We start from the raw sequence: 15,955 nt of genomic DNA, 5'->3' as shown, positions 1-15,955 counted from the left end.
GTGTCAAACGCCGCACTGCCGAGCGCCATGCCCGCCGATACGCTACGCACCAGTAGCCAGCAGTAGTCAATCAATTGACCAGGCAGTTGAGACCACACAGGGAGCCGCGACCCCGATGTCACAACCCTCAGAGCCGATCGACATGCACACGACCGCGGGCAAGATCGCGGACCTGCAGCGCCGCATCGACGAAGCCACTCACGCCGGGTCCGCGCGCGCGGTGGAGAAGCAGCACGCCAAGGGGAAGCTGACGGCGCGTGAGCGGGTCGCCCTGCTGCTGGACGAGGGGTCCTTCGTCGAGCTCGACGAGTTCGCCCGGCACCGCTCCACCAACTTCGGGCTGGAGAAGACCCGCCCCTACGGCGACGGCGTCGTCACCGGCTACGGCACGGTGGACGGCCGCCCGGTGGCCGTGTTCTCCCAGGACTTCACGGTCTTCGGCGGGGCCCTCGGCGAGGTATACGGCCAGAAGATCATGAAGGTCATGGACTTCGCCCTGAAGACCGGCTGCCCGCTCGTCGGCATCAACGACTCCGGTGGCGCCCGCATCCAGGAGGGCGTCAGCGCGCTGGGCATGTACGGCGAGATCTTCCGCCGCAACGTCCACGCGTCCGGCGTCATCCCGCAGATCAGCCTGATCGTGGGCCCCTGCGCCGGCGGCGCCGTGTACTCCCCCGCCATCACCGACTTCACCGTGATGGTCGACCAGACCTCGCACATGTTCATCACCGGCCCGGACGTCATCAAGACGGTCACCGGCGAGGACGTGGGCTTCGAGGAGCTCGGCGGCGCGCGCACCCACAACTCGACCTCCGGCGTGGCCCACCACATGGCCGGCGACGAGAAGGACGCCATCGAGTACGTCAAGTCCCTGCTGGCGTACCTGCCGTCGAACAACCTCTCCGAGCCGCCCGCCTTCCCCGAGGAGGCGGACACCGAGGTCAGCGACACCGACCGCGAGCTCGACGTACTGATCCCGGACAGCGCGAACCAGCCGTACGACATGCACACCGTGATCGAGCACGTGCTCGACGACGCGGAGTTCCTGGAGACGCAGTCGCTCTTCGCGCCGAACATCCTCACCGGCTTCGGCCGGGTCGAGGGCCACCCGGTGGGCATCGTCGCCAACCAGCCGATGCAGTTCGCCGGCTGCCTGGACATCGACGCCTCCGAGAAGGCCGCCCGCTTCGTGCGGACCTGCGACGCCTTCAACATCCCGGTGCTGACCTTCGTGGACGTCCCGGGCTTCCTGCCGGGCACGGACCAGGAGTACAACGGAATCATCCGGCGCGGCGCGAAGCTGATCTACGCCTACGCCGAGGCCACCGTCCCCCTGATCACCGTCATCACCCGCAAGGCCTTCGGCGGCGCGTACGACGTCATGGGCTCCAAGCACCTCGGCGCGGACCTGAACCTGGCCTGGCCGACCGCGCAGATCGCCGTCATGGGCGCGCAGGGCGCGGTCAACATCCTGCACCGGCGCGCCATCGCCGAGGCGGAGGAGGCCGGCAACGCCGAGGAGACGCGGGCGCGGCTCATCGCCGAGTACGAGGACGCGCTGCTGAACCCGTACACGGCCGCCGAGCGCGGTTACATCGACGCGGTGGCCATGCCGTCGGAGACCCGGGCCCACGTGGTCAAGGGGCTGCGGCAGCTGCGCACCAAGCGGGAGTCCCTGCCCCCGAAGAAGCACGGCAACATCCCCCTCTAGGACGCTAGGACGCTAGGAGGCAGTCCCGTGGTGATCAAGGTCGTCAAGGGGAACCCGACGCCCGAGGAGCTGGCCGCCGCACTGGCGGTGGTCCAAGCGCGCGCGGCGGTGCTGGCCTCGGCACCGTCGGGCGCGGCGCGGGTGGCGGACGAGTGGTCGGCGCCGGCCCGGGTGGCGCGGCGGACGCTGCCGCAGCCGGGGCCGCGCGCGTGGGCCCGTACGTACTGGCCCGGATAGGCGGGGCCCGGACGGACCCCCGTCCGGTCGTGAAGATGACGTGAACGGACTGTGGCGCCTGAGTACCCGTACTCAGGCGCCACACCCGTCCGCGGGGCCAGGATCGGGGCATGCTCTGGTCAGACCCGAAGAACGAGCCGCCCAAGGACATGCGCGACGCGCAGGCGATGGTCCGGCGGATGACCGTGGTGGTCGTCCTCGCGATGCTGGTGGTCGTGTACGTGCTGGGAGTGGGTTTCTAGGGCGTGCCCGGGGCAGGAGGGCCGCGCCTACGATGGCGGGCATGACTGCTGCCCAGGCCCCGGCCCACGCCCTCGTCCTCGCCTCCGCCTCGCCCGCCCGGCTCAACCTGCTGCGGCAGGCCGGGCTGGCCCCGCACGTGATCGTCAGCCACTTCGACGAGGACGCGCTCAGCGCGGACACCCCGGCCGAACTGGCCCTGGCGCTGGCCGAGGCCAAGGCGGGCGTCGTGGCGGCCCTGGACGAGGCGGCGGGCGCCCTGGTGATCGGCTGCGACTCGGTGCTGGAGCTGGACGGCGAGGCGCTCGGCAAGCCGGCGGACGCCGAGGAGGCCACGGCCCGCTGGAAGTCGATGCGCGGGCGGGCCGGCGTGCTGCGCACCGGGCACTGCGTGATCGACACGGCGACCGGGCGCCGGGTCTCGGCCACGGCCTCCACGACGGTCCGGTTCGGGGAGCCGACGGACGCCGAGGTGGCCGCGTACGTGGCGAGCGGGGAGCCGCTGCACGTGGCCGGGGCCTTCACCCTGGACGGGCTGTCGGCGCCGTTCATCGAGGGCATCGACGGGGACCACGGGAACGTCATCGGGCTGTCGATGCCGCTGCTGCGCTCCCTGCTGGCCGAACTGGGCGTGTCGATCACGGATTTGTGGGCTTGAGCTCCCCGAACGGCGGCGGCGGGGCGTCCTGGTCGTTCCGGGCCCCCGGGGCGCCCCCGAGGGCCCCGGGGGGACCCTGGGCCGCCTCCTGGGCCGCGTAGAGCATCAGGGTCAGCACCAGCAGGCACAGGATCGCCATCAGGGCCGCGAAGGCGCCCCAGCCGACCAGCCCGACGGCGAGGGCGCCCAGCACCCCGTGGGTGACCGCGGCGGTGACGAGGACGACGCGGGCGAAGGTGCCGGGCGCGCGGTCGCGGACGGCCGCCACGGCGAGGAGTACGGCGCACAGCAGCAGGAACGCGCCGATGCCCGCCCCCATCGCGTAGGTCGCCGTCGACATGACGTCCGGATCCATGCCCGCGATGGACATCGACTGGTTGTGGGTGGTCCTGCCCAGCACGATGTGGACGAGGACCAGCACCGCCGCTTCGGCGACGAGCACGATCGAGGCCAGTCCGGCCACGATTCTGCGCAGCACGACGCCCACGGCGAACCCACCCCCCACAGCGACCACAAGCCTGTTCGACGCCCTGGAGGCTACTAACGGGTAAACGTACGGACAAGGGGTCCGGGCAGCTTCGTTACGCGGGGTGCCCTCACCGGCGATCACGCAAAGAATGCGTGGGCCGTTCGTAGGGACTCGACAAAGAATCACCGGGGCCCGCTGACCGGGCGAACAGAGACCTCGGACGGGTGACGGGGTTACTGTGCAGTCGGGGATCCCCCTGACCTGGGGCGCCACAAGGGCTTTCCTCACTCGAGGCGGACTCGAATCACACTCCGTGTGGGCAAGGTCACCTCTAGGGAAGGGTCGAAACGCCGTGTGGGCTGTCCCTAAACTCAGCTTGTTTCAAGGAGGGAGCCATCGTGCGCAAGGTGCTCATCGCCAACCGTGGCGAAATCGCTGTCCGCGTTGCTCGGGCCTGCCGGGATGCCGGAATCGCAAGCGTAGCCGTCTACGCCGATCCGGACCGGGACGCTCTGCATGTCCGCGCGGCCGACGAAGCTTTCGCGTTGGGCGGTGACACCCCGGCCGCGAGCTACCTGGACATCTCCAAGGTCCTGCAGGCCGCAGCCGATTCCGGCGCGGACGCCATCCATCCCGGATACGGCTTCCTCTCCGAGAACGCCGAATTCGCGCAGGCCGTCATCGACGCGGGCCTGACCTGGATCGGCCCGCCCCCGCAGGCCATCCGCGACCTCGGCGACAAGGTGGCCGCCCGCCACATCGCCCAGCGTGCCGGCGCCCCGCTCGTCGCGGGCACCCCGGACCCGGTCTCCGGCGCCGACGAGGTCGTCGAGTTCGCCAAGCAGCACGGCCTGCCGATCGCGATCAAGGCCGCCTTCGGCGGCGGCGGCCGCGGCCTGAAGGTCGCCCGCACGCTCGAAGAGGTCCCCGAGCTGTACGACTCGGCCGTCCGCGAGGCCGTCGCCGCCTTCGGCCGCGGCGAGTGCTTCGTCGAGCGCTACCTCGACAAGCCGCGCCACGTCGAGACGCAGTGCCTGGCCGACTCCCACGGCAACGTGGTCGTCGTCTCCACCCGCGACTGCTCGCTCCAGCGCCGCCACCAGAAGCTGGTCGAGGAAGCCCCCGCGCCGTTCCTGTCGGAGGCTCAGAACGCCGAGCTGTACGCGGCGTCGAAGGCGATCCTGAAGGAGGCCGGCTACGTCGGCGCCGGCACGGTCGAGTTCCTGGTCTCCGCCGACGGCCTGATCTCCTTCCTGGAGGTCAACACCCGCCTCCAGGTCGAGCACCCGGTCACCGAGGAGGTCTCCGGCATCGACCTGGTCCGCGAGATGTTCCGCATCGCCGACGGCGAGGAGCTCGGGTACGGCGACCCGGTCCTGCGCGGGCACTCCATCGAGTTCCGCATCAACGGCGAGGACCCGGGCCGCGGCTTCCTGCCCGCCCCCGGCACCGTCACCAAGTTCGCCCCGCCCACCGGCCCGGGCGTCCGCCTCGACACCGGCGTCGAGTCCGGCTCGGTCATCGGCCCGGCCTGGGACTCCCTGCTGGCCAAGCTGATCGTCACCGGCGCCACCCGCGAGCAGGCCCTCCAGCGCGCGGCGCGCGCCCTGGCCGAGTTCGAGGTCGAGGGCATGGCCACGGCCATCCCCTTCCACCGCGCCGTCGTCGTCGACCCCGCGTTCGCCCCCGCCGACGGCAGCCCGTTCACCGTCTACACCCGGTGGATCGAGACCGAGTTCGTCAACGACATCCCCGCCTTCGCCGCCCCGGCGGCCGAGGACGCGGAGGACGAGCCGGGCCGCGAGACGGTCGTCGTCGAGGTCGGCGGCAAGCGCCTGGAGGTCTCCCTCCCGTCCTCGCTGGGCATGACCCTGGCCCGTACGGCCGCGGCGGGCGGCGCGAAGCCGAAGCGCCGCGCGGCGAAGAAGTCCGGTCCGGCCGCCTCGGGCGACACGCTCGCGTCCCCGATGCAGGGCACGATCGTCAAGGTCGCGGTCGAGGAGGGCCAGCAGGTCAACGAGGGCGACCTGGTCGTCGTGCTCGAGGCCATGAAGATGGAGCAGCCGCTGAACGCGCACCGCTCCGGCACGATCGTCGGCCTCACCGCCGAAGTCGGCGCCAGCCTGACCTCCGGCGCCACCATCTGCGAGATCAAGGACTGACGTCCGCGTTCGCGGACCGGCGTCCTCGAACGGCTGAGGCCCGGAACCCCTGCGGGGGTTTCCGGGCCTCATGCGTTTCCGGGCGCCTGCGCGCCCCTACCGCCGCCGCATGTCCGCGACCCGGGGCCGGTCCCCCGCGGACTGCTCCAGCATCGACGCGGGGGCGCTGCGCAGCTGCGCGGACGGCCCCCCGCGCCGCTGCACCGGCAGCGGGGACTCCCGGCGCGGCCGGCGGCCCGCCATGCCGTCACCCGTACCGCCGGAGGCCACGGCCCCGGCGATCGTGATCTGGACGCCCTGGTCGGCCAGCGCCTGGAGCTCCGTGGCCGCGCGGTCGTCGTGCGGTGGGGGCTCGTCCGTGACCAGACGGGTCATCACATCGGTGGGCACCGTCTGGAACATGGTGTCGGTGCCCAGCTTGGTGTGGTCCGCGAGGACCACCACCTCCGCCGCCGCCTGGACCAGGGCCCGGTCCACGCTCGCCGACAGCATGTTGGACGTGGACAGGCCGCGTTCCGCGGTCAGGCCGCTGCCGGACAGGAAGGCCCGGGAGACCCGCAGCCCCTGGAGGGACTGCTCCGCCCCGCTGCCGACCAGCGCGTAGTTGGAGCCGCGCAGGGTGCCGCCGGTCATGACGACCTCCACCCGGTTGGCGTGCGCCAGCGCCTGGGCGACGAGCAGCGAGTTGGTCACGACGGTGAGGCCGGGCACCCTGGCGAGCCGGCGGGCCAGCTCCTGGGTCGTGGTGCCCGCGCCGACGACGACGGCCTCGCCCTCTTCGACGAGGGAGGCCGCGACATCGGCGATGGCGGTCTTCTCCGCCGTCGCGAGATGGGACTTTTGCGGAAAGCCGGACTCCCGCGTGAAACCGCCCGGCAAAACCGCACCGCCGTGTCGGCGGTCGAGGAGTCCTTCGGCCTCCAGTGCCCGCACGTCCCGCCGTACGGTCACTTCGGAGGTCTGGACGACGCGGGCGAGCTCCCGGAGCGAAACAGCTCCGTTGGCCCGCACCATTTCGAGAATCAATTGGCGACGTTCTGCAGCGAACACGAAACTGACAGTAACCCCAACGACCGTCTTGTTTCAGCTCCTTGCGCCGGAATACCGAAGTTGTCCATAAAACCGGGTGACTAGTGGTATACGCGGCGGGGCGGTTGAGTGAACGTCACTCCACCCTCCGGGAGCCCGCCCCAAGTCGCCTCTGACGTGGGGCGGTTGCCTTCCTCAGGCCTCGCCGGCGGCCTTGCGCGTGTGCAGCTGGCGCGCCACCTCGGCGATCGAACCGGACAGCGAGGGGTACACCGTGAACGCGTTTGCGATCTGCTCGACGGTCAGGTTGTTGTCGACCGCGATCGAGATCGGGTGGATCAGCTCGCTCGCCCGCGGGGAGACCACGACGCCGCCGACCACGATTCCGGTGCCCGGGCGGCAGAAGAGCTTCACGAACCCGTCCCGGATGCCCTGCATCTTGGCGCGCGCGTTGCGCAGCAGGGGCAACTTCACGACACGGGCGTCGATCTTGCCGGAGTCCACATCGGCCTGGGTGTAACCGACAGTGGCGATCTCCGGGTCGGTGAACACGTTCGACGAGACCGTCTTGAGGTTCAGCGGGGCCACGGCGTCGCCGAGGAAGTGGTACATCGCGATGCGGCCCTGCATGGCGGCGACGGAGGCCAGCGCGAAGATCCCGGTCACGTCGCCGGCCGCGTACACGCCGGGCGCGGAGGTGCGGGAGACCTTGTCGGTCCAGATGTGGCCGGACTCCTTGAGCCGGACCCCGGACTCCTCCAGGTTCATGTCCTTGGTGTTCGGGATCGCGCCGACCGCCATCAGGCAGTGCGTGCCGGTGATGACGCGGCCGTCGGAGAGGGTGACCTCGACGCGGTCGCCGACGCGCTTGGCGGACTCGGCGCGCGAGCGGCCGACCACGTTCATGCCGCGGCGCCGGAAGACGTCCTCCAGCACGGCCGCCGCGTCCGGGTCCTCGCCGGGCAGCACGCGGTCGCGCGAGGAGATCAGCGTCACCCGGGAGCCGAGGGCCTGGTACGCGCCGGCGAACTCGGCGCCGGTGACGCCGGAGCCGACCACGATGAGCTCCTCGGGGAGCTCGTCGAGGTCGTAGACCTGGGTCCAGTTCAGGATCCGCTCGCCGTCGGGCATGGCGTCCGGGATCTCGCGGGGGTGCCCGCCGGTCGCGATCAGCACGGCGTCGGCCGTCAGGATCGTCTCGGTGCCGTCGGCGGCGGTGACGATGACGTCGCGCGTGCCGTCGATGCCCTGCGGGCCGCCGAGCTTGCCGCGGCCGCGTACGACGCGGGCGCCGGCCCGGGTGACGGACGCGGTGATGTCGTGCGACTGGGCGAGGGCGAGGCGCTTGACGCGCCGGTTCACCTTGCCGAGGTCGACGCCGACGACGCGCGCGGCCTGCTCGATGTGCGGGGTGTCGTCGGCGACGACGATGCCGAGCTCCTCGTACGACGAGTCGAAGGTCGTCATGACCTCGGCGGTCGCGATGAGGGTCTTGGAAGGTACGCAGTCGGTGAGGACGGACGCGCCACCGAGGCCGTCGCAGTCCACGACGGTCACCTCCGCGCCGAGCTGGGCCCCCACGAGGGCCGCCTCATACCCGCCGGGTCCGCCGCCGATGATCACGATCCGGGTCACGAAAACTCCGCCTCACGTCTACCCGGCCGGCTGCCGCCCCGGCCGGGGCTTCCGGGGGTCTCCCCGGGGGATGCATTCCGTGCCCCATTGTCCCGCACGCTTCAAGGTGCTTCTCCCCCGGTCCGGCCATCCGTGAGGACGGCCGGGCACGCGCCCCGCCCCGCCCCTCCCGTACCCTCGACCTCATGTCGCTCTACGCCGCGTACGCCGGCAACCTCGACCCGCGGCTGATGACGCGCCGCGCTCCGCATTCGCCGCTGCGCGGCACGGGCTGGATCAACGACTGGCGGCTGACCTTCGGCGGTGAGCAGATGGGGTGGGAGGGCGCCCTGGCCACGATCGTCGAGGCCCCGCGCCACCAGGTGTTCGTCGCCCTGTACGACATCGCGCCGCTGGACGAGGACTCCATGGACCGGTGGGAGGGCGTCGGGCTCGACATCTACCGCCGGATGCGGATCCGCGTCCACACGCTGGACGGCGAGGAGCCGGCGTGGTGCTACGTGCTGAACGGGTACGAGGGCGGCCTGCCCTCGGCGCGCTACCTCGGCGAGCTCGCCGACGCCGCCGAATCGGCGGGGGCCCCGCACGACTACGTGATGGAGCTGCGCAAGCGCCCCTGCTAGGCAGAGGTGAAGCGCCGGGGGCATTTCGGCGGAAACGACAAGGCAACGATCCGAACACCGTGAGCTGTGCCATCTACGCGCGTAGGCAATGCTCGGCTACGCTCGTCTGCGTGAACGCATCTGTTACCGACCCCTTCGCCGACGCCACCGCCGCAGCCGCCCGCCTGCGTGAGCTGACCGGCGCCGAATCCCACGATGTCGCCCTCGTCATGGGCTCCGGCTGGGCCCCCGCCGCAGAGGCGCTGGGCGCGCCCGAGGCCGAGTTCCCCGTCACCGAGCTGCCGGGCTTCCCGCCCGCCGCCGTCGAGGGCCACGGCGGCAAGATCCGCTCGTACAAGATCGGCGACAAGCGCGCCCTGGTCTTCCTCGGCCGGACCCACTACTACGAGGGCCGCGGCGTCGCCGCCGTCGCCCACGGCGTGCGCACCGCCGTCGCCGCCGGCTGCAAGACCGTCGTCCTGACCAACGGCTGCGGCGGCCTGCGCGAGGGCATGAAGCCCGGCCAGCCCGTCCTGATCAGCGACCACCTGAACCTGACGGCCACCTCGCCGATCGTCGGGGCGAACTTCGTGGACCTGACCGACCTGTACTCGCCGCGCCTGCGCGCGATGTGCAAGGAGATCGACGAGACCCTCGAAGAGGGCGTCTACGTCCAGTTCCCCGGCCCGCACTACGAGACCCCGGCCGAGATCAACATGATCCGCGTCATGGGCGCCGACCTGGTCGGCATGTCCACCGTGCTCGAGGCCATCGCGGCCCGCGAGGCCGGCGCCGAGGTGCTCGGCATCTCCCTGGTCACCAACCTGGCGGCGGGCATCTCCGGCGAGCCGCTGAACCACGAAGAGGTGCTCCAGGCCGGCCGCGACTCGGCCTCGCGCATGGGCAAGCTGCTGACCCAGGTCCTCGCCCGCATCTGAGGCACGGGCACCGGCACCGTACGAGAAGAAGCCGTACGAGAGACAAGGCGGAAGCAGTGGCAGTACAGGAACAGGACGAGCTGATCACCCGGGCGCGGGCCTGGCTGGCGGAGGACCCGGACCCGGAGACGGCGGCGGAGCTCGCCAAGATCATCGAGGCCGGGGACACCGCCGATCTCGCGGACCGGTTCTCCGGCACCCTGCAGTTCGGCACGGCCGGACTGCGCGGCGAGATCGGCGCGGGCCCGATGCGGATGAACCGCTCCGTGGTCATCCGGGCCGCGGCGGGCCTCGCGGCCTACCTCAAGGCCCAGGGCCACGCCGGCGGCCTGGTCGTCGTCGGCTACGACGCGCGGTACAAGTCCGCGGACTTCGCCCGCGACACCGCCGCCGTGATGACCGGCGCCGGCCTGCGCGCGGCCGTCCTGCCCCGCCCGCTGCCGACGCCCGTCCTCGCGTACGCCATACGGCACCTGGGTGCCGTCGCCGGCGTCGAGGTGACCGCGAGCCACAACCCGCCCCGGGACAACGGCTACAAGGTCTACCTCGGCGACGGCTCGCAGATCGTGTCCCCCGCGGACGTCGAGATCGCGGCGGAGATCGGGCGCGTGGAGACCCTCGCCTCGGTCCCCCGTCCGGAGTCCGGCTGGGAGGACCTCGGCGACGAGGTCCTGGAGGCCTACCTGGCCCGTACGGACGCCGTCCTGACCCCCGGCTCCCCCCGGGGCGTGCGGACCGTCTACACGGCCATGCACGGCGTCGGCAAGGACGTCGTGCTGGCGGCCTTCGCCCGGGCCGGCTTCCCGGAGCCGGTGCTGGTCGCCGAGCAGGCCGAGCCCGACCCGGCCTTCCCGACGGTCGCCTTCCCGAACCCGGAGGAGCCGGGCGCCATGGACCTGGCCTTCGCGACGGCCGCCCGGGTCAACCCGGACATCGTCATCGCGAACGACCCGGACGCGGACCGCTGCGCGGTGGCCGTCCCCACCGCGGACGGCTGGCGGATGCTCCGCGGCGACGAGGTCGGCGCACTGCTGGCCGCCCACCTGGTCCACAAGGGCGCCCAGGGCGTCTTCGCGGAGTCCATCGTCTCCTCCTCCCTCCTGGGGCGGATCGCGGAGGCGGCGGGCGTCGGCTACGAGGAGACCCTGACGGGCTTCAAGTGGATCGCCCGCGTCGAGGGCCTGCGGTACGGCTACGAGGAGGCGCTCGGCTACTGCGTGGACCCCGAGGGCGTCCGCGACAAGGACGGCATCACGGCCGCCCTGCTGGTGGCGGAGCTGGCCTCGGTGCTCAAGGAGCAGGGCCGCACGCTGACCGACCTGCTGGACGACCTGGCGATGGCCCACGGCCTGCACCACACCGACCAGCTGTCGGTCCGCGTGGAGGACCTGTCGATCATCGCCTCGGCGATGGCCGCGCTGCGGGCCGAGCCGCCGGTTTCGCTGGCGGGCCTGCGGGTCTCCTCGGCGGAGGACCTCTCGCGGGGCACGGCGACGCTGCCCCCGACGGACGGCCTGCGCTACCACCTGGACGGCGACTACAAGGCCCGGGTGATCTGCCGCCCGTCCGGCACCGAGCCCAAGCTCAAGTGCTACCTGGAGGTCGTGGTCCCGGTGGCCGAGGCCTCCGACCTGGCGGCCGCCCGCGTCCGCGGCCAGGAAGTCCTGGACGCGATCAAGAAGGACCTGTCGGCGGCGATGGGGCTCTGACGTCCGACGCCCCGCTCGCACGGCGCGGCCCTGGCGGACTTCCCGGCTTCGCGCCGCTGCGCGGGACTCCGTCCGGCGGATGCCCGAACCAGGGCTTCGCCCCCGACCCGGCCCCCTCGGCTCCCCCCGAGGGGGCCGTCGGCGTTCCGGGGGGCCTTCCGGGGGGCGGGCGGCGGGCCGTGTTCCGCGGGCCCGTCTCAGAGCGGTCCGGGGGTTTCCCGTCAGTCCCATCGTCCTTCCGGGGCGGGTCGGGCCGTCAAGGGCGCTCCTTCGTCGCGTCGCTGCGCGACGGCCTTCGGCCGCCCTTGACCGCCCGGCCCGCCCCGGAAAGACAAAGGACTGCCGGGAAGCCCCCGAAGGAACGGCACGGTCCGGAGCCAGAGCGGCGGCCGCGTCGGAGAGCAGGCGAGGGCCCGGGCTCCGGCCCGCACCCGATGACTACCGGATCGGCCCGGGAGTCGCCGGGCGCGCCGGACCGCCACGCGCTCCTGTCGTCTCGGCGTCCGACGGCCGTCCGGAGCCGATACCCGTAGCCGATGACGACCAGAGCAGCCCTGGAAGCCTGCCCCCCGGACTGCCGCCGGGTCGGGGGCCGGCGCGGCGGCGCGAAGCCGGGGAGGCCCGCCAGGGCCGAGCCGTGCGGGCGGCGCGTCAGGAAGGAGTGGGGGTCGGGCGGACCAGTTCGCCCAGGGTCGGGACGGACTCGGGGCGGGAGCGGACGGCGTCCGTGCACTCCCAGGTCCGCGGCGGGTCCGCGTCCGGGCCGCCCAGGACCACCGGGCCCGGGCCCGCCGAGACGGCCTCGCTGCCCGCCAGGGTGCACACCACCTGCGACAGCGCCACCGGCGGCAGGTCCTCGGGCTTCCGGCTGATGCGTATCGTCCCCGCCGGATCGCCCGCACGCGACGGCGCGACCGTCAGCCCGCCCGGGACCCCGGTCGTGAACCCCGCGTCCCGCTCCTGCTCCGACGGCTCCCGCTCCAGCGCCTCCAGCAGCGCTTCGGCGACCAGCACCACGGGATCCCGTACCGGCTTCTTCTCCGGTACCGGCACCACCCGCTCCACGCCGACCAGCTGCGATCCGCAGACCAGCTCCACCGTGGCCCGGAAGCCCTGCACCCCCGTCTGCGGCTGCGGCGTGTCGCAGGACACCCGCGAAGGCGCCGCGCCGACGTCCACCGGCACCGTCGTCGCCCTGATCCCGCAGGCCGAGGTCAGCAGTACGAGGAGTACCGCCCCGGCCCTACGCGTCCGCTTCACCGGCGATCACCTTTCCCACGTCCACCGGCAGCCGCAGCGTGAACAGCGCACCGCCCCGCGGCCCGTTGGCCGCGGTGATGTCACCGCCGTGGATGTGCGCGTTCTCCACGGCGATCGACAGGCCCAGCCCGCTGCCGTCCGACTTCGGCCGCGAGGCGCTGGCCTTGTAGAACCGGTCGAAGACGTGCGGCAGCACCTCCTCCGGGATGCCCGGCCCGTTGTCCTGGACCGCGATCACCAGCCACTCGCCCTCCACGACCACCGACACCCGCACCGGCGAGCCGCCGTGCTTGAGCGCGTTGCCGATCAGGTTGGCGAGGATCACGTCGAGCCGGCGCGGGTCGAGCCGCGCCACGATGCCCCGCTCCGCGTCGAGTTCGACCGCGTCGAGCCATGCCCGCGCGTCGATGCAGGCCGTGACCTGGTCGGCGACGTCCACGTCGTCCAGGACCAGCTTGGCCGTCCCCGCGTCGAAGCGGGTGACCTCCATCAGGTTCTCCACCAGGACGTTCAGCCGCCGTGTCTCGCTGACCACCAGCGCCACCGCCGGTGCGATCATCGGATCGAGGTCTTCGACCTCCTCCTCCAGCACCTCGGCGACCGCCGTCAACGCCGTCAGCGGAGTGCGCAGTTCGTGCGACATGTCCGCGACGAAGCGCCGGCTGGCCTCCTCGCGGGCGCTCATGTCGGCGACCTTCTTCTCCAGCGCCTCCGCCGTCTTGTTGAACGTGTGCGAGAGGTCGGCGAGTTCGTCCGTCCCCGACACGTCGAGCCGGTGGTCCAGCTCTCCCTCGCCGAGCCGCCGCGCCGCGTCCCCCAGCCGCTGTACGGGCTTGAGCACGGTGCGGGCGGCCGCCTGCGCCAGCAGCGCGGACCCGAGCAGCGCGAGTCCCGTCGCGATGGTCAGCGACCAGCCGAGCGCGTTCAGGTCGTCCCGCTCCTGCGCCAGGGACTTGTACATGTAGCCGGTCGGCCCGCCGCCCACGATCCGCGTCCCGCCGACCAGGTACGGATTGCCGCGCGGCTTCGTCCGCTGCCAGTACACGTGGTACTCGGCGTCGTTCGCGGCCGTCGCCTTCTGCCGGTCGTTCACCGCGCGCTGCAGCGAGCCCGGTACGTCGTCCAGCCCGAAGGAGTCGGGACCCGCCGCGCCGAACACCTTGCGGCCGTCCTTGCGCTCGTCGACGAGCAGCACGCTGTAGCCGGGACTGCTGCCCGCCATCAGCTCGGCGGTGCGCTGCATCTCCTCGGGCGTCGGGTCGGCGGGCAGCGCCGCGGCCCGGTTCTGCATCTCCTGGCGGAAGTCGCCGAGGGCCGCGTCCTGGGTACGGGTGAGCACGGCCTCGCGGTTGAGCCAGTACGCGATCCCGGACGCGGAGACCGCGGCCACCAGCGCGACCAGGGAGAACACCATCAGGAGCCGCAGCCGCAGGCTGGTCCAGCGCCGGCCCGCGAACAGGGCTTTGATCACTGTGGCGAGTCCAGCCTGTAGCCGACTCCCCGGACGGTCCGGATGAGGGTGGGCGAGGAGGGCACTTCCTCGACCTTGGCGCGCAGCCGCTGCACGCAGGCGTCCACGAGGCGGGAGTCGCCGAGGTAGTCGTGCTCCCAGACCAGGCGCAGCAGCTGCTGGCGGGAGAGCGCCTGCCCGGGCCGGCGGCTGAGCTCAAGGAGCAGCCGCAGCTCGGTGGGCGTGAGCTGGAGGTCCTCGCCGTTCTTGGTGACCGTCATCGCGGCCCGGTCGATGACCAGGGAACCGAACACCGCGGAGTCGCTGGCCTCCCGTTCCCCGCGGCGCAGGACGGCCCGGATCCGGGCGTCGAGCACCCGGCCCTGGACGGGCTTGACGACGTAGTCGTCGGCTCCCGACTCCAGGCCCACGACGACATCGATGTCGTCGCTTCGGGCGGTCAGCAGGATGATCGGCAGCTGATCGGTGCGGCGGATCCGCCGGCACACCTCGAAGCCGTCGATCCCGGGCAGCATGACGTCGAGCACGATCAGGTCCGGCCGCTGCTCGCGCAGCAGCTTCAGGCCGTCCTCGCCCGTCGCCGCGGTGGCCACACGGTGGCCCTGGCGAGACAGGGAGAGTTCGAGGGCCGTGCGGATGGCGTCGTCGTCCTCGATCAGCAACAGGAAAGGCACGGGCTCATTCTGTCCCATCGACCGTTCGGAGTTCGACCGTCGGGCGCGGGGGATCGCGCGGGGGGCCCGCCGGAGTCGCTGTGACAGGCCTGTGACAGTCGGCGGACACCCCGGTTAAGTCGGCCGGGCAGTCTTCTACCAACGAAACCGAGCAGGATCCGAAGCAGACTCCACGACGGGGGGCGCGAGATGAACACGCTGCACAGCACCACCACCAGCGCGGTTGTCACGCGGCTGCACGATGTGAACCGCCGGGCAGGTGCCCGTTCGGTGACGGTCGCCCGTCCGCGGCCGGCGCACACGGTGGCCATCGACGCGAACACGTACCAGACCGCCTCCGCCCTCCCGGTGCAGCGCACGCCCGAACTCTCCGCCACCTCGGAGGCCGAGTTCACGGCGTACGTCCAGGAGCGGCGGGCCGCCCTCTACGCGACGGCCTTCCACCTGACCGGTGACCGTTACGAGGCCGAGGACCTGCTCCAGAGCGCCCTGTTCTCCACCTACCGCGCCTGGGACCGCATCAGCGACAAGGCCGCGGTCGGCGGATACCTGCGGCGCACGATGACGAACCTGCACATCAGCGCCTGGCGCCGGCGGAAGCTGAACGAGTACCCGACGGAGGAGCTGCCGGAGACGGCCTCCGACACCGACGCGATGCGGGGTACGGAGCTGCGCGCGGTGCTGTGGCAGGCACTGGCCCGGATCCCGGAGCCGCAGCGCACGATGCTGGTGCTGCGCTACTACGAGGGCCGTACGGACCCGGAGATCGCGGAGATCCTCGGCATCAGCGTCGGCACCGTGAAGTCGAGCATCTGGCGGTCGCTGCGACGGCTGCGGGACGACGAGGCGCTGAGCTTCGGCCGCGACGAGGCGGAGTCCTTCGAGGAGCTCGTCGCGTAACGCGGCACACCACAGACCATGGGCCAGGGGGCCCGTCCTACGGGGGTGGGACGGGGGCCTGCGGGGGGAGAAGGCGGGATCAGGCGGCCGGGGGTCCGCGTGGTCCCGCCTTCTCGTACGTCCGGCGCTACGGGGTGTCCGGTGCCACGGGGTGTCCGGTGCTACGGGGTGTCCGCAAAGTAGCGCCGTGCGCCCGCAGGGCGCTCCCGCGGCGTCCGGTGCGTGCTCTCGGTGTGCCGGGCGGAAGCCCGTGTACTGGA

At 72.1% G+C, this 15,955-nt stretch carries 15 protein-coding genes; 9 read left to right on the top strand and 6 right to left on the bottom strand.

Annotated elements, in window-relative coordinates; genetic code table 11:
• The first annotated feature begins 115 nt into the window (after positions 1–115).
• The 4 genes from ACFYZS_RS00075 to ACFYZS_RS00060 all read left to right on the top strand — a co-directional run bounded on the left by ACFYZS_RS00075 (position 116) and on the right by ACFYZS_RS00060 (position 2,846).
• Positions 116–1,711, top strand: coding sequence for an acyl-CoA carboxylase subunit beta (locus ACFYZS_RS00075; protein ID WP_389005164.1), 1,596 nt, complete (start codon positions 116–118; stop codon positions 1,709–1,711).
• 30 nt (positions 1,712–1,741) lie between these two features.
• On the top strand, positions 1,742–1,948 hold the full coding sequence (locus ACFYZS_RS00070) for an acyl-CoA carboxylase epsilon subunit (RefSeq protein WP_134074421.1): 207 nt from the start codon (positions 1,742–1,744) through the stop codon (positions 1,946–1,948).
• A 110-nt stretch (positions 1,949–2,058) separates the two neighbouring features.
• A complete protein-coding gene (mmpB, locus tag ACFYZS_RS00065; protein WP_099889787.1) occupies positions 2,059–2,190 on the top strand; it encodes a morphogenic membrane protein MmpB in 132 nt (43 codons plus the stop codon).
• Between the two features lie 41 nt (positions 2,191–2,231).
• Positions 2,232–2,846, top strand: a complete 615-nt coding sequence (locus tag ACFYZS_RS00060) for a Maf family protein (RefSeq protein ID WP_389005161.1) — start codon at positions 2,232–2,234, stop codon at positions 2,844–2,846.
• Here the strand turns inward: ACFYZS_RS00060 and ACFYZS_RS00055 are convergent.
• Positions 2,827–3,324, bottom strand: a complete 498-nt coding sequence (locus ACFYZS_RS00055; RefSeq protein ID WP_389005159.1) for a hypothetical protein — start codon at positions 3,322–3,324, stop codon at positions 2,827–2,829. The genes ACFYZS_RS00060 and ACFYZS_RS00055 overlap by 20 nt on opposite strands.
• Positions 3,325–3,713: 389 nt before the next feature.
• Here ACFYZS_RS00055 and ACFYZS_RS00050 point away from each other — a divergent pair, with 389 nt between their 5' ends.
• The gene (locus ACFYZS_RS00050; RefSeq protein ID WP_389005157.1) at positions 3,714–5,477 is read left to right on the top strand and encodes an acetyl/propionyl/methylcrotonyl-CoA carboxylase subunit alpha; all 1,764 of its coding nucleotides are present in this window, start codon (positions 3,714–3,716) and stop codon (positions 5,475–5,477) included.
• 96 nt (positions 5,478–5,573) lie between these two features.
• Here the strand turns inward: ACFYZS_RS00050 and ACFYZS_RS00045 are convergent, their stop codons facing one another.
• On the bottom strand, positions 5,574–6,491 hold the full coding sequence (locus ACFYZS_RS00045) for a DeoR/GlpR family DNA-binding transcription regulator (RefSeq protein WP_389006245.1): 918 nt from the start codon (positions 6,489–6,491) through the stop codon (positions 5,574–5,576).
• A gap of 210 nt (positions 6,492–6,701) precedes the next feature.
• On the bottom strand, positions 6,702–8,141 hold the full coding sequence (locus ACFYZS_RS00040) for an NAD(P)H-quinone dehydrogenase (protein ID WP_053690030.1): 1,440 nt from the start codon (positions 8,139–8,141) through the stop codon (positions 6,702–6,704).
• Positions 8,142–8,326: 185 nt separating this feature from the next.
• On the opposite strand from ACFYZS_RS00040, the gene ACFYZS_RS00035 reads away from it, so the two are divergent.
• The 3 genes from ACFYZS_RS00035 (at position 8,327) to ACFYZS_RS00025 (ending at position 11,390) form a co-directional block, all read left to right on the top strand.
• Positions 8,327–8,764 carry a gamma-glutamylcyclotransferase gene (locus tag ACFYZS_RS00035; RefSeq protein WP_389005155.1) on the top strand — a complete coding sequence of 146 codons (438 nt, stop codon included), beginning with the start codon at positions 8,327–8,329 and terminating at the stop codon, positions 8,762–8,764.
• Between the two features lie 110 nt (positions 8,765–8,874).
• Positions 8,875–9,681, top strand: a complete 807-nt coding sequence (locus ACFYZS_RS00030; protein ID WP_030865390.1) for a purine-nucleoside phosphorylase — start codon at positions 8,875–8,877, stop codon at positions 9,679–9,681.
• Positions 9,682–9,737: 56 nt separating this feature from the next.
• The gene (locus ACFYZS_RS00025) at positions 9,738–11,390 is read left to right on the top strand and encodes a phospho-sugar mutase (RefSeq protein WP_389005153.1); all 1,653 of its coding nucleotides are present in this window, start codon (positions 9,738–9,740) and stop codon (positions 11,388–11,390) included.
• Between the two features lie 651 nt (positions 11,391–12,041).
• Here the strand turns inward: ACFYZS_RS00025 and ACFYZS_RS00020 are convergent.
• From ACFYZS_RS00020 to afsQ1, 3 genes are read right to left on the bottom strand one after another with little or no spacing between them, the layout of a single operon-like run.
• Complete coding sequence (locus ACFYZS_RS00020; protein WP_389005151.1) at positions 12,042–12,650, bottom strand: hypothetical protein; 609 nt, start codon at positions 12,648–12,650, stop codon at positions 12,042–12,044.
• Entirely contained in the window at positions 12,634–14,064 is a 1,431-nt protein-coding gene (locus ACFYZS_RS00015; RefSeq protein ID WP_389006243.1) for an ATP-binding protein, read from the bottom strand. The genes ACFYZS_RS00020 and ACFYZS_RS00015 overlap by 17 nt, the downstream gene beginning before the upstream one ends.
• 53 nt (positions 14,065–14,117) lie before the next feature.
• Positions 14,118–14,795: a two-component system response regulator AfsQ1 gene (afsQ1, locus tag ACFYZS_RS00010; RefSeq protein WP_180291024.1), complete on the bottom strand. Its 678-nt coding sequence runs from the start codon at positions 14,793–14,795 to the stop codon at positions 14,118–14,120.
• A gap of 189 nt (positions 14,796–14,984) precedes the next feature.
• Here afsQ1 and ACFYZS_RS00005 point away from each other — a divergent pair, with 189 nt between their 5' ends.
• Positions 14,985–15,695, top strand: a complete 711-nt coding sequence (locus ACFYZS_RS00005) for a SigE family RNA polymerase sigma factor (protein ID WP_099889800.1) — start codon at positions 14,985–14,987, stop codon at positions 15,693–15,695.
• The last annotated feature ends 260 nt before the right edge of the window (positions 15,696–15,955 follow it).

It is taken from the genome of Streptomyces sp. NPDC001903, from assembly GCF_042891345.1.
Taxonomy (GTDB): domain Bacteria; phylum Actinomycetota; class Actinomycetes; order Streptomycetales; family Streptomycetaceae; genus Streptomyces.
This window is presented reverse-complemented; position numbering and strand designations above follow the sequence as displayed.